The sequence below is a fragment of the Roseomonas aerilata DSM 19363 genome (assembly GCF_000711725.1).
GTDB classification, from domain to species: domain Bacteria; phylum Pseudomonadota; class Alphaproteobacteria; order Acetobacterales; family Acetobacteraceae; genus Roseomonas; species Roseomonas aerilata.
Genome location: NZ_JONP01000035.1, coordinates 1 through 14,140, shown reverse-complemented (window position 1 = coordinate 14,140; position 14,140 = coordinate 1). Strand labels below are relative to the sequence as shown.

Below are 14,140 nucleotides of genomic sequence, written 5' to 3'. Positions count from 1 at the left end.
GGTACAACTTATGTCGAAGCTGAATTTCGGGATGCGCCGCGCTAAGCTGCTCTGCCAGATGTCGGCAAATGAGCGGCTTGATCTTATTGCGGAAGGGCTTCCGATCATTCTCGAAAGTGCACGCGGATTTTGGCGAGCGGCGGAGAGCCTCAAAGACAGTCCACGCGAAAGCGAAGTGTTGTCAGGTTTTGCCGAAGAGGAGGCTGCAAAGGCACTTATCCTCATGGACGCTGTGCGATGCCCCCCAAGCCTCATCAATTCTAAAATGGGGCAAATCATCGGCAATTTCTACGATCACTTGGCGCGGCTGATCTACGCAGAAGCCCAATCTTGGAAGCCAATGGATGTGAATGACCTCCGACGATATGTTGATAATCAAAGAAGAGCTCATTATCTTGAGGGTGATATGGGGGAGTACATTCTCCCGAACTGGAATGTCGCACGGCGCGAAGGTCTGCTTTACGCCGATATTGAAGCCTACGAGGATGAAAAGCCGAGTTGGAATGAGCCGGCAGGTTATAGATCAATGTTTCCCCCGATGATGCCGTATGCTTTGCAAACCACCGAAGCCCTATCAGCACTAGGCTTATTTAGTAGCAAGGGTTTAGTAGCGGTATCGGAAACTTGGGGAACACTGGAGTTCAAATCCGAAGAATCGAGCACAGAAGCCCGTGGGCTGACAAGGAAGATGCTGGAGCGCGTTGTTCAGGAACATCTGCAATCTGACGCGGCAACGAATGACGACGTGGATAGAATCTACAATGCTTGGCAAATACCAATGTATAATCTTGAATTCAAAATAATGGATGTGCCTCTAGAAGAACTCGAAAGAGAGCGACAGGCGTTGATGTGGGCTGAAATGGGCGATTATTAGAGCTTGATGCGTCTTAAGGTTGTCCGAATGCGAAGAAGGTATTTAGAGAATGCGGGGGAGCTTTAAGCCGCCTTGGAGCAGAGGAATCCCTATTCCGGCAGCGATGAGCAGGATCATCAAGAGCAAGGCTAGTGCGACAATTCCGCGCCAGCCTCGACCTTTCAAATAGCGCCCTTTGCCGAATGCGAAATCGAAGTCTGGCGGGTCGTTCATCGCCCTACCTTCTGCTTCGACGTCGTCGGCGGCGCCGCGCAACGCTCGAGGCAGCGCACCATCCAGGCGTTCAGGGACTGGCCGTTCTCTTTTGCGCGGGCGGCTAGTCTGTTGCGAAGACTGTCCGGAAGACGCAGGGTGAATTTTGTCTCACCAGAACCGGCTTCGGGAACTTTACCAAAGTGGGCCTCGTAGAGATCAACATCCCACGAACGGTGTTTCTCCAACCATTTCCGAGCTTCCTCGGGTGTGATCGGCCTTAAATCCTGCTCTGGACCTTCCGGGCCGTCGTCGGCATAGCTGTAGATGAAGAATGCCCCGTAACGGCTCTTGTAGAGATACTCGCCCGACGTGATGGGATATTCTTCAAGGGTGTGGTCCCATCCGGCGATCTCAGTTGCTGTTTCAGTATTATAGGTTTTGCCGTCAATAATCCTTTTGCACCTGTGAGCCATCTAGCCCCCCGACACATTTCATATGCCGTCAAGTGTGCATCAGGTGACGGCAAGTGTCAACACTTGCCGTCAGGTAAAGAAGAGAGTTGTTAGCCAGCCCAGGCGAGCAGCCGAGCTAAGCAATCTTGCATGATAATGTCCGTTGTCAGGTACTTAGGATGCTCGCGGCCAGACCCTTTGGTATGATATCTTCATGCCGTCGGCCCAAGCGTTGCCGTTCATTTTCACCGCCGAAAAGCGCACCGTCAGTCTGCCGGCTGACCAAGCCCGCTACATGGATGAGCTTCGTCGCCGGCGGCGGCTACGCCTGGACCAGCGAGGTGGTCCGTGCCGGCCTCCGTGCCCTGCGCGAGCGCGACGCCGCGGTCGAGCGCTGGCTGTATGACGAGGTCGCCCCGGCCTACGACGCCATGCAGGCGAATCCCGGTTGGGCACTCTTCGCCGATCAGGTCGGCGCTGCCCTGCAGGCGCACCTGCGGCCCGCCGGAAGGCCGGCCGCATGGCGTCGGAATCACCGACCGACTTCATCAGAAGCCGCAGCCCGCATGCCAGCCGGGCAGCAAGCGTTCCGTCTAGACCCTCAGTTGGCACCTCACCACCGTTGCTGCGGCACACGGCTGATGATTAGCCGTGTGACAGGTGGTGGAGCACGCCAAGTGCCACGTGCACTAAGCAGGAGGTCAGATACACTAGGCAGGGGGTGTGGCGCTCGCAACGGGTGGCCCAGAACGCCAGAGCGTAGGCGACCGCCTGGACGTAATATAGGAACGCTTGCGGGTTGATCGTCACGATCTCGACGATGCAAAGGAGGAGGGACATGGCCGTAACCCTTTCTGGAGACGGCCTTCTGATTGAGGGTATGCTTTGGCAATCGCCGCGAAAATGATGCGCAATGGCCCTCTCGCCGGCCCCTGAAGGCTCCCCTGCCGCCGGCTTCGCGGCCCTGCTGCGTCACCATATGCGGGTTGGCACCCGCCCGGCAGGCAAGCGAGGCACCGGGGCGTGGAGCTCGGACGCGCTCGCCTACGAGATCGGCGTCGCCTCCCGCCGGACGATCGAGTACTACTGTAACGGTAGCATCCGGCCGAAGGACGCCACTCCTCTCGCCGACACCTTCTTCGGCAACGACCCGCGCCATGCGCTGAAGCGGAACGCCTTCCTGATCGCCTTCGCCGAGGCAACCGGCACCGAGCCGCCGGCCTGGGCCTTTGCGGCGTCTAATATCCCGGTCCGTGTGCCAACTCACTTTATAGGTCGCGACGACGCACTTGCGGAGATTCATGCGGCGCTCGGCCGCTACGAGGGGCGCGTCGCCATCACGGCGCTGCATGGGATGCGGGGCGTGGGCAAGACCGTACTCGCGGCCGCCTACGCCGAGTGGCGCCGCTCCGACTATCGCGCGACCTGGTGGGTCCGGGCGCAGACCGAATCCACGATGCGCGCCGACATCGTGGCACTGGGCGTGCGGCTCGGCTGGGTCGGCGCCGAGGAGAACGAGGACCCGGCACTTGCCACAGTCGTGGAGCGGCTACGGCACGAGGGGGAGGGCATCCTGCTTCTCTACGACAACGCTCTCGACGCGCGGGGTCTGACGCCGCACCTGCCGCGCGGCGGCGCGGCCCGGATTCTCGTCACCTCCAACGCCTATGATTGGCGCGGTGTGGCCCAGCCGGTCGAAATCTTCGTCTGGCCTGGAACCGTAGGGGCCGACTACCTGATCGCCCGAACCGGCCGCGTGGCAGAGCGGAAGGTAGCCGAGGCGCTGTCGGACGCGCTGGGCGGCCTGCCGCTGGCGCATGAACAGGCCGCCGCCTACTGCGCACGGCTGGAGATTGGCTTTGCCGAGTATGGCCGACGCTTTGCAGCGGCACCGACGCAACTGCTCGATGCTCAGCGTGACGCCCCGACTGAATACCACGACGGCCTGACGGTAGCACGGACCTTCGGCTTGGCGATCGAGGAGGCAGCGAAGGTGCACCCTGCCGCCGAGCCGCTGATCGTGCACATGGCGCTACTGGCGCCGGAGCCGATCCCATTGTTCCTGCTCCGGGAGGGGCGGGAAGCCTTGGGCGAGCCGCTTGCCTCGCTGCTCAAAGGTGAAGAGTTGGACGAAGCACTGGCGGCGCTGCGGGCCTTCGCGCTAGTGGACCGCGAGACGATCGCGGATGAGCGCGAGTCAGGGGTGCTGACGGAAACAGTCCGCCTACATCGGCTGGTGCGGGAGGTCGTTGCGGCGCGGCCGGCAGCCGAGGCGAGAGAGGCTGCACGACGTACGCTGATTACAGCCCTGGCCGCGGTCTATCCGGAGAAGGTGTACCACGATCCACAGACTTGGCCCCGGGCACGGCGGCTGGACACGCTGGCCTTGGCACTGGTCGAGAGTGCGGCTGGGTTGTCAGAGGACGCAAAGGGGCCGGCTAGCGTGCTCTTGAACTGCCTCGCGGAATACCGGCACGGGGCACTCGGGGTCTATGCACAAGCGCGGTCGCTCCATGAGCGCGCGCTGCTGATCCGCGAGAACACGCTTGGTCCGGAGCATCCCGACACGGCGATGAGCCTTAACAACCTCGCTCTCGTGCTTCGGGAGCAGGGTGACCTCGCCGGGGCGCGGCCACTTTTCGAGCGCGCGTTGCTGATCCGCGAGAACGCGCTCGGTCCGGAGCATCCCGACACGGCGATGAGCCTCAACAACCTTGCCCTTCTGCTAAGAGGTCAGGGTGACCTCGCCGGGGCACGGCCTCTCTTCGAGCGTGCGCTGGAAATCCGGAAACGAGTACTGGGCCCCGAGCATCCTGACACAGCTTCGGGCCTCAACAACCTTGCCCTTCTGCTACGGGACCAGGGTGACCTCGCCGAGGCGCGGTCTCTCTTTGAGTGCGCCCTGCAAATTAAGGAAAGCACGCTTGGTCCGGAGCATCCCTACACGGCGGTGAGCCTCAACAACCTCGCCCTTCTGCTAAGAGATCAGGGGGACCTCGCAGGAGCGCATCCGCTCCTCAAGCGTGCACTGGCGATCTTGGAGCGGACGAGCGGCCCTGAGCATTCCCACACTGGGCGGTTCCGAAGCAACTTTGCACGCCTACTGCTCGCCGCGGGCGACCTTGAGGCAGCCCAGGTAGAAGGCAACGCTGCCCTCGCAATCCATGAGAAGGCGCTTGGATCGCAGCACCTTTGGACCGTGGACTCGGCGCGCGTCACCGTCGATGCCCTCGCCGCGCTTGGCCGTACCGACGAGGCAGCGGCATTGCAGGCGCACTATGGCCTTAGCTCATCAACCTGCTCCTGATGTTCACTGAGACGGGCAAACCCGGTTTCCCAGTGCTTTGGAGTGGGGCCAGTCCTGACAGGCGTTCCTCATCAAACCAATCAGCCGGACACTCTATCGAGCAGGCGCCTTACTTGCCACGGCCGTCACCACTCGCCGACGCGCGGTGCGCGCACGCCGCGTGCGGTGAGCGCGTCAGCGAGCTGCTGCAGGGAAGTCGCGCCGGCGCGCCGTGCGGCGGCGAGATAGGGCGCAACTTTCACCGCTCGCAGTGCCGCCTGCGCTGACCAAGCCGCCCGTGCACCAGCCGCGGTAGCTGCGTCGCTTAACCCGAGCCTTGAATTTCCCGATCGCACGCCTCCTGGCCTTCGTCCCCGCGAGTGCAGCTTTGGTCCGCCCGGACGTCGTGCGCGCCTCCTCCTCAGCAACGAGGGCCATGATGCCAACGGTAAGGCGGTTGGCGTGCGGCATGTCGGCGGCGATGAAATCGGCACCGGCCTTTTCCAAGCCGAGCAGGGAGTGGACGTCGCGCGCCAAGCGGTCGAGCTTGGCGATCAGCAAAACGGCGCGCCAGGCGCGGCACTCAGCGAGCGCGGCGGTAGCCGCTCTCCACCTCCTCGAAGGTTGCGGCCTGGCGGGCGACAGGCCCGCGCTGGGCGTCGAGGCCGAGGCCGGAGCGCCCTTGCTTGTCGGTTGAGACGCGATAGTAGGCGACGAAGCGCGGGCCGGCGGGGGCGGACATGGCTGCGATTCCGCCCTTGCCGCTGCCGTTTCAAAATCTGGAAGTCCGTTTGATGAATCGTGATCTAGGGAGTGCAAGAGGAACAATCACTTCGCAATGAGTTTGAGTTTATTCCGAATGACGCAATTTGAATGTGATTTGAAAGTGAAGATAAAAAGGAACCACACTAATGCAGCCATTATTGAGGAGCACCCCTCCGTTCGCAAATATACAGAGAGATGCTCACTGAGTGTTATCCCGCATAGAAGCCGGGTACATTAAGGGAGGAGTTAGACCATCACGAGCCGCATACATCTGCCTGATCGAATAATAATGAAAAATTCCATCATTCGACTTCTACGGCAGACTCTGAACTTGAGATTGGTTCATCCTGAACCTTCCAGCCCCGAATAAAATCGTGACCGAAAGCAGGACGTGAGATTGTTTGAGCAAAAGCAAGCAAGGCTGCTGCCGCATACTCCTCCGTCAGTCGCCATGTTCTTTGTACCGAATAATCTAAAGTCTTAGTGTTCTTCCCTCCAGGAAGTTTTACATCTCGCTTCTTTGCCTGAAGTGGAATACCGAACACTTCAAAGTTTGGAAAACGTCGATCGTCATTTGGCCTGAATTTCGACGCAGCTCGCTTTTGGGACAGACTCAATAGACTATTGGATATATCCGGCTCTGCAGGTAAGCGAGCCACTCCATCATCGTTCATCCATACAAGATCAAGAACGGAAAGAGGCACGGTAGCCATCTTGTTCGGCCGAATTACATAGCGCGTGTCTGTCGGCCTATCACCAGTTTCGAAAACAATTGCCAACTTCCCGCGACCATCGTCCTTTCTCTCCTTGCCATTATTGTCTTTTTTGTCCTGATCCTTGCTGGATCTCTCAATAGGAACAAGCAGACCAAACGTTGCCGTCCTCTTACCATCTGCACGAAGTACCATATCACAAGGATTACCAAGTAGGATCGCTTCCCTAGGTGGACTCTTTCCGTCTTCTCCACTAATCAGGAACACATCACCACACCCTATTGGTTGCCGCAAAGAATTTATGTGAGGCCCCTCACGTTCGAATTCAAGTTTTCTCATCATCTCAAGTTCTTTTGGAGATGCCGCGTGAGCAACATGTTCAGGAGGAATCTCTCGCAAACCCACAACCGCGCTTATTATGCGATTATCAGACATGAATTTGCGTTCCAAATGCAAGCCCTGCTTAAGGGACACTAGTCGCAGCAAGGTTTGGATTTCCGATGCACCTTCTTGTTCTGAACTTCTGAAAACAGACCAATGAAACTCAGGAAGCGATACTTCCTGGAGCCAATCGGTGGCATCAGCAACAGCAGATTCTAAAACCGAACGAGAAGCGGCAGCAAGTTCCCGGCCCAAGCGAGACGCTTTGAGGCGGTCAAAATGAACTACGAACTGACTCTGAATCTCGTGTTCGTCTGCAGAGAGCCGTGACTTTGAAAAAACAAAAACTTTACGAGCTTTGTTAGACCCGCTTGCCAACTTGGCCCGCACCTCCTCAAAGATTTCCTGAGATGCAGACAACTCTGTCTCTGGTTCAGCTTTGCTAGTTAGAATTATACAGTCAATAAACTCGCAAATTCCGGCATGCTTTTGAAAAAGGCCAGCTAATACTTCGACACCATCAGTATCTGTCGCCTCGAAATCATTCGTTCTGTCAATTAGAAGAAGTACTCTGTTTTCAGCCGACGCCTCTCCGAGAATGGCGTCTGCTTCATCATCCCACTGACTGAACGACCGTGCGAGGAACTTTACCTGGGTCGTCGAGAAAACGGAGATCAACCTGTCAGATATCTTGACCGAATAAACATCCGACGATTTTACTTGTGGCACTATCTCCCGCAAAGTGGAGAGATTGACCATTCCTGCATCAACAGCATCGGTGAGACTGCGTTCCAGCTCTGAAGCACGCGCAAAAAGATCTCCTTCGTCTTCTTGCATAATCATTTGGTGAACGACTGGACTTCTCAACCTTATTTTTTCAAGGTCGTCGTCTGTCGCTTGCAAGAAAATCCTTGCAAACTCGGATACATCTTCAATTGGTTTCGGAAGATTTTCGTCGTCTATGCAGCAGACAATCCGAATACGATCGCTTGCAAGCCTTGTGCTGAGATCAATCACGGATCATCGCTCCAGTGAAGTCGATTTGAAATTTAAACCTACGCCCGTGCATATTTCTTTCTTGATCCAGCCAGATCTCACATTTTTCTGACCTGAGGAAAGCGTCGACAATAAATAAGCCCAGTCCTCGCCCTTCAGACGCGGGCTTGTCTGTTACATACGGATCAAACAAACTATCCTCAACGACCTCTCTAATTCCTTTGCCACTATCATACCAGGTGAGAAGACGTTGGTTGATTTCCACATATATATATCTGTCGCGTTTGGTCTCTCGTTCACTGTTTGCAAGCCAGAAGAGACTATTCTGCAGCAAATTCTCCAAAACCTGATTGAAGCGCGTTTCTGCAAAACGGATCTTGGATCCAGGGCCTCCTGAAATCTTGACTTTAACCCCGGCGGCTTCGAGGCGCTTTTCGCGAAGGGAGAAGAATGTTCTGACACCTTCAGCAAGTTGAAAACTTTCTTTCAAAGATCTTGATCCAGGGAGCAAAGGATCGATAGTTGAGACTACCTTTTTTAACTCGCGTATCGCGCCACTGATCCCCAACACGGCTTTATCAAAAGCTGAGCTGTCGTTTCTTTGGTGGGCTCGAGAGGCTGCCCGAATTCCACGATCAATCTGGTTTACATACGAAGCAATTTCATGTGCGAGGGTACGTGCACTTAGGCCTACAGCTGCGGCTTCGATCAGTCGTGTGTTCTGCTCGTTCAGCGCACTATTTTGGTCTACAAGGCGAGCTAAAATTTTTGCCTGCTCATCAGCAGATCTGCTGACACTGGTAAGTGACGTGGTAAGTTCATCATTTACACCTGCAAAATCTACAGTATCAATCGAATTACGAGTACGACCTGCATCTGCAAGAAGCCCTACTGACCGACTAACTACAGCTCGAAAATTTGCAGCCTCCCTGTCAATACGATCTAGTGCATCCCTTGCTTGAACTTGGCTCAATGTTATTGGATCTTGATTGGGTAGTGCTCCCCCCGGGCCTGCTTGCGCCGCTTTTTTTGAGTAATCATTGTACGTCGTGCGGGCACTTTCTAGGGCCTCGTTGGCGAACTTCTTGGCTCGCTGGGCCAACATCATGAAGCCGCGCCACGCTTCGTTGTCCACGAACCCCTCACGGTCCGATTTCTCAATTAGACCAGAATTATGCTTATTGGTTAGTGCAAAGAAACCTACAACGTTCTTGGGGCGCAACTCGTAGAAGCCGCCTGACGTAGTTCCCTCAGAGAGGCCAAGCCAGTCATCACCCATGCGGACACGAAATCCGTCACGGTATGTTCCAACCGTTGCCATGTCCTGAATCGTCCCAACATCGATTTGCGCTGCAACTAGTTGTTGACGAGTTTCCTCATTGAAAAGGAAGTAGTAAAGCTCAGCCTCAAAAGGACCAGGATCCTTGGCATTGGGAAGTTTAGGATCTGTTGGGACGTCGCCCCATTCAATGGAGTCGGACATAGAAAACAGCCAGCCGCTGCCATCACCCAAGTGCGACCGGAAGTTCCGCCGCCGGATGCGCGGGCTTGCCGCAAAGAAAGAGAGGGCTTCTGGCAATGCGTTGGGAGAAAGCAGCTTTTCATATATAGCCTGCTCGCGTTTGCCTCGTGCTCCCCGAAACAGCGGGCGCGCAAAGCTAGCTTCAATCCTGAGCGTTTTCTCGTCGTATTTCACAACAAATTTAGCTGCGGCGTGGTTTAGGGCTTCTGAAGCGATGTCCTGCAAATCATAGGTGTCGTTCTCATCCCTTATCACCACCCGAAAATCTTTAAATTTTTTGAAAGGGCTAATAAGGCTAGAGAGACGACCTACAACACTACGTATATTCTTGACATCCATCCAATAGTTTTGCTCATGGAGGCCTAGTATTTCGACGTCGGTTCCACAAGGACGCTTTAGAAACGCCTTTAGGCGGTCCTGGAGTACTGGCACATCCTCTAAAGAGCGGCCAGTCTGAAACTGAGACCAAGCAAAAGCTGTTCTACGCGTTTCAGCTTCTCCTTCAGTCATGGTTCTGAGCTGCAGAACATCTCCCAATCGCATTGTCGCTAAGCGTCCAAGCCCCTTGTCACCAACTGGTGTTCTCCCGAGTTTGGTTAACTTCTTTGTGCCATTTGTAAGTGCGCGCTTTGCAGATGCGCTAATCGTCAACCATCCATTAGACACAGCGTCTTCAGACAGACCGATACCATTATCAGTGATGCGAATACGCCCGACGGCACGGCGAGTAGATGTTAGATGTTGGTGCCATGGGTGGTTTATCTCTGGCTGCCAATTTGGTTCAATGTAGATTCTGCATCTTTTGGCGTCACCATCGTACGAGTTTTTCACCAACTCGAGGATCGCTTGCTCATAGTCGGAAATTAGTTCGCTTCCAAGCTGAACTACGACATGTGAATCAATCTTTAGATGCGGTTTGTCAGAGGTTGCCATTATTGACGTTCACCCTTTCATCCCAACGATGATACGCTCTGTTGTCATTGTTCTGGAACTTGCATTGCGCAGTGCCATTTTTTTTGCTATAATCCGCCGATCGGCGACGTGTAGTGGCTGGACTCCGTGTTCGCTTAGTACCTCCGAAAGAAGTTCTCCGGTAGGTACTCTTTCTCCGCCTATGTAGCGGTCACCAACCGTCCACACGTGAAGCCCCCCCGATTTCGTTCGCTCTGCTAACAAGGCTGCTGTTTGGGCCAAGTCAGCTGAGAATGAAGCGAATCGCTTTGCGCCATTTTGATTTGTGCCCAATATCTTGATTGCTGCTTGGTAGGCAGGAAGATGACCGCAAGTCTTTGTGCCACGTTCCAACGCTTGGGAAAGTGACCCACCTAAGCTGGCAGTATCAGTCGAGTGAGTATTAGCTACTAAGTTTTTGTTTACGTTTTCACAGATGTCGCTCAGCGGAATCCACTGCAGTGCCAGATAAGAATATTGACCATATGGCACAGTTGTTCCATTATCTCCATAAGGCGGAGAAGTCACAATCAGATCAAATTTTTCATCAGTGGTATTGATTAAAACTGATTGAGCAGGACCAATTACTATATTTACTTTCCTGACGTATTTTCCTTCTTTATTCAAAAGTCCTGCGGAACTCAATTGCGAATGGTGAGCGGAAAGTTGCGCAATAACATCTTTTAGCGCATTGGTGAAAGTCGCGGTGGCTGCATTATTGTTGCGATTTTCAATGTCTTCTCGGGGCCGTTGATGTAGCTTGTATGTTGACTGCCGAGAGTTGCAGACTAATCGAATGCAACGAGCAAGCCCAACCCAGAACACCCTCCGCAAGGATAGGTCTTCCTCTTGTTCTATCGACCTTACTATTCTCGAGAGATGAACACTTGCGCTTTCCTCAAACCACTTGTCTTGGTGCAGAAATGGTGGACGTGTTATACCTAGGTCATCGAGGGCAATTCGCCTTAACAGTGAGGCAAATCCATTCTTCATACGAATAGGATCGCTGGGCTGCGCTTTTACGAGACTGAGCAGACCAGCTAGCGGATTTATATCAATTCCGGTAAATGCGAGCCCACGATGCATACACTCGACCAAACTGGTTCCAGATCCCACAAAAGGGTCTAGTACGTTCGAGGTGGATGGAAATTCTTCTATAATTGAGTCCAAAATAGTGCCTTGGACTTTTGGCACCATCATTGCTGGGTAATGGAAAATGTTGTGAGCGCCGGATCTTACATCCTGGCCACTAAACGTCCAATAGTCTTTGCTGCTTTGCTCTAGGCCTCTTAAGCGTTGTGCTAGTTGATTAGATGGCACAGACAGACCCCCAACGCCTTACAGCCATGAATATGCATTCCGCGCCATACTATGGCGAGGAGCACAAATGGTCAACTCTGAACGGTTTTTCAAAAGACACAAAAAAACGGACAAAAATATTCTGCTTTGAGCCTCTTCTCTTAAGCACGATTGACGTTGAGATGTTTATGAGGTTGTGATTTTCCTGTCAAACTGGATATGAGATTGGCGGCTATTGGGCAGGAATGACTTCGCGGGCAGAGAGCATTACAAGGTTTTGTGGTGTGTAGGGCGGTCCAATTTCAGACTACGGGGCAGAGTGAAACCAGGCTACTTACCCAGCTCCTGGCAGATGCAGCGGACGCATCAAGAGCTTATCTGCTCAAGCCTTTACGGCAAATTGGGTCTGAAATTATGGAACTAGTGAGCTCGGCCTGGGGCAGGTAAGTGGCCCTAGAATTCGACCGCTATCTACATAGCGATCATGGACGGCGCTCGCGACCTCGATGCTCATCCACTGCAGGTGGTTACTTGGAGAGGGCACGAAGGACGCCGCTATCCTCGTGCATGATCTCCTTAACGAGCGGCATCTGCCGCTCGAACTCGGGATTGTAGGACGTCAGGCGATAGCTGCCGTCCGGCGCCTCGGCCAGGTAGAGCGTGTCGCCCTTCTGCACCTTGAGGAAGGCCATCGCCTCCTCGGGCAGGATGAAGCCGGGCGACGAGCCGACCGTCGTAACCTTCAGGCTCAGCATGGAACGCTTCTATGTAATAACCAATATATAGATGGCGCCCGGCTCACGGCAATCTGCGGCACACCCTGTCCCACCGCCCGTGAAGCGCGTCGGACCGGTGTTTTGCCTGCCGACTTCTGGCAATCCTCCCCTCTTCCCAGTCTGGGCACGATAACAAAACGACCTGCCAAAACGCCTCCTTTCTAGTGTCCGACAACGGTATCTTATCGGACACTAGACCCTCGGCTACGATCCCCGCAGCATGGACCGGCCTGAACCCCCCGCCCGCGTCCCCGTCAGCGCCGCATGGCTCGCCGAGCAGGAGCGGAAGCAGGCTGCCTACGCCGCCGCCCGGCGGCTCCGGGCCGCGCCTTGGGAGGGCGAGCACCAGGCCGGACCGCCAGGGGATGAGGAGGCGCCTGCCTCCTCCCCTGCCTTGCCGGCCTCGGAACCGTCCGCGCCAGCCGCAGGCCGGCGCCCGCGCGGGCCGATCGTCGACCCGCGGCAAGACCGGCTCTTCTGACCCTGGAGAACACCACCCTGCTGTCCGAGATCATCACCGCCGCAGCGGGCCTGCCCGTCCCCGCTCCTGCCCTCTCGGCCGCGGCGCAGGCCTACGCGCACGAGGCCGCGGCCGCGAACACCCGCCGCGCCTACCGCGCCGCCTGGGGGGACTTCACTGCCTGGTGCGCAGCGGCCGGGTTGGACCCGCTGCCGGCGCTGCCGCAGACGGTGGGCTCGTTCCTCGCCGCCCGCGCCCCCACCCACAAGGCTTCCAGCCTCTCGCTCCGCCTGGTGGCGATCGGACAGGCCCACCGCCTGGCCGGCCACCACTTCGACACCGGCCACCCTGCCATCCGCGAGACCATGAAAGGCATCCGCCGCACCCACGGCACCGCACCGGCGAAGAAGGATGCCGCCGTGGCGGACGTAATCCGGGATGCCGTGGCCGCCCTGGTGAAGCGACCCGGGCTGCGCGCCCTGCGTGACCGGGCCCTGCTGCTGGTCGGCTTTGCCGCGGCACTGCGGCGGTCGGAGCTGGTGGCGCTGGACATGGCCGACCTGGCCTTCGTCGCCGAGGGGCTGGTCATCACCCTGCGCCGCGCCAAGACCGACCAGGAGGGCCGCGGGACCGAGATCGCCATTCCCTTCGGCCACGGCGCCCGCACCTGCCCGGTGCTGGCGCTGCGGGCTTGGCTGGAGGCGGCCGGCATCGAGGCGGGGGCGGTCTTTCACAGCGTCAGCCGGCACGGCGCCCTCGGCCCTGCCCGCCTCTCGGACCGGGACGTCGCGCGGGTGGTAAAAGCAGCGGTGGCGGCCGCGGGCTACGACCCCACCACCTTTGCCGGACACAGTCTGCGCTCTGGGTTCATCACCACGGCCGCCCGGGAAGGCGTGGCCGAGCGGCACATCCAGAACCAGAGCCGGCACAAGTCGCTGCCCGTGCTCCGCGGCTACATCCGGCGCGGGTCCCTGTTCGTGGACAATGCAGCGGGAAGGGTGGGGCTGTAGGTTCTGTGAACGCCACGGAAGTGGTCATATAGGCGGAAGCCAACCCGGTTGAGCTCGTCCGAATCCAGAGACCCTTTCAAGTGCTCCATCACCTCCAGACGGCACTGAAGCTCCTATAGCGGTCAAGGAGTTGCTTTAGCTGTCTGGGGTGGATGGGCCGGGCGGCAGAAGTAGCCAAAGATCTCACGGGCGACGTAGCGCTTCAGGCAGCGGATGATTCCGGCTTGCTCTTCCCCTGGGCGGTGCGCCGCCGGACGTAGTCGCGGGTGGGCTGGTGAGCCCGCATGCGGACGATGACCACGCGGTAGAGGGCAGCGTTGGCCTGCCGGTTGCCGCCGCGGTTGAGGTGGTGCCGGGTGGTTTTGCCGCTGGAGGCCGGGACGGGACAGGCGCCGCACAGCTTGGCCAGGGCCGCTTCGGAGTGGATGCGCTCGGGGTTGTCGCCGACGAGGATGAGCAT

General features: G+C 56.8%; 11 protein-coding genes and 1 pseudogene. 3 read left to right on the top strand and 9 right to left on the bottom strand.

The window, feature by feature from the left end:
• Positions 1-10: 10 nt before the first annotated feature.
• Positions 11-874: a hypothetical protein gene (locus tag BO39_RS30380; protein WP_052402550.1), complete on the top strand. Its 864-nt coding sequence runs from the start codon at positions 11-13 to the stop codon at positions 872-874.
• Positions 875-916: 42 nt separating this feature from the next.
• Here BO39_RS30380 and BO39_RS32945 read toward each other — a convergent pair whose 3' ends face one another.
• Positions 917-1,087 carry a hypothetical protein gene (locus BO39_RS32945; protein WP_156963882.1) on the bottom strand — a complete coding sequence of 57 codons (171 nt, stop codon included), beginning with the start codon at positions 1,085-1,087 and terminating at the stop codon, positions 917-919.
• A complete protein-coding gene (locus tag BO39_RS31515; RefSeq protein ID WP_084698440.1) occupies positions 1,084-1,542 on the bottom strand; it encodes a toxin-antitoxin system HicB family antitoxin in 459 nt (152 codons plus the stop codon). The genes BO39_RS32945 and BO39_RS31515 overlap by 4 nt, the downstream gene beginning before the upstream one ends.
• Positions 1,543-2,434: 892 nt before the next feature.
• On the opposite strand from BO39_RS31515, the gene BO39_RS24130 reads away from it, so the two are divergent.
• Positions 2,435-4,828 carry a tetratricopeptide repeat protein gene (locus BO39_RS24130; protein WP_052402549.1) on the top strand — a complete coding sequence of 798 codons (2,394 nt, stop codon included), beginning with the start codon at positions 2,435-2,437 and terminating at the stop codon, positions 4,826-4,828.
• Between the two features lie 174 nt (positions 4,829-5,002).
• On the opposite strand, the gene BO39_RS24125 is transcribed toward BO39_RS24130, so the two are convergent.
• From BO39_RS24125 to BO39_RS24120, 6 genes are all read right to left on the bottom strand, one after another.
• A complete protein-coding gene (locus tag BO39_RS24125) occupies positions 5,003-5,368 on the bottom strand; it encodes a recombinase family protein (RefSeq protein ID WP_245615367.1) in 366 nt (121 codons plus the stop codon).
• 22 nt (positions 5,369-5,390) lie between these two features.
• Positions 5,391-5,549: a hypothetical protein gene (locus BO39_RS34575; protein ID WP_245615365.1), complete on the bottom strand. Its 159-nt coding sequence runs from the start codon at positions 5,547-5,549 to the stop codon at positions 5,391-5,393.
• Between the two features lie 325 nt (positions 5,550-5,874).
• A complete protein-coding gene (locus BO39_RS32940; protein ID WP_156963881.1) occupies positions 5,875-7,683 on the bottom strand; it encodes a hypothetical protein in 1,809 nt (602 codons plus the stop codon).
• On the bottom strand, positions 7,676-10,117 hold the full coding sequence (locus BO39_RS31510) for an ATP-binding protein (protein ID WP_156963880.1): 2,442 nt from the start codon (positions 10,115-10,117) through the stop codon (positions 7,676-7,678). The genes BO39_RS32940 and BO39_RS31510 overlap by 8 nt, the downstream gene beginning before the upstream one ends.
• Positions 10,118-10,126: 9 nt before the next feature.
• The gene (locus tag BO39_RS32935; RefSeq protein ID WP_156963879.1) at positions 10,127-10,969 is read right to left on the bottom strand and encodes a hypothetical protein; all 843 of its coding nucleotides are present in this window, start codon (positions 10,967-10,969) and stop codon (positions 10,127-10,129) included.
• Between the two features lie 992 nt (positions 10,970-11,961).
• On the bottom strand, positions 11,962-12,189 hold the full coding sequence (locus tag BO39_RS24120) for an AbrB/MazE/SpoVT family DNA-binding domain-containing protein (protein WP_043838440.1): 228 nt from the start codon (positions 12,187-12,189) through the stop codon (positions 11,962-11,964).
• Positions 12,190-12,870: 681 nt separating this feature from the next.
• Here BO39_RS24120 and BO39_RS24110 point away from each other — a divergent pair.
• Positions 12,871-13,680, top strand: coding sequence for a site-specific integrase (locus BO39_RS24110; RefSeq protein ID WP_211257545.1), 810 nt, complete (start codon positions 12,871-12,873; stop codon positions 13,678-13,680).
• Between the two features lie 176 nt (positions 13,681-13,856).
• On the opposite strand, the pseudogene BO39_RS24105 reads toward BO39_RS24110, so the two are convergent.
• Positions 13,857-14,140, bottom strand: a pseudogene (locus BO39_RS24105) (transposase); the annotation flags it as partial.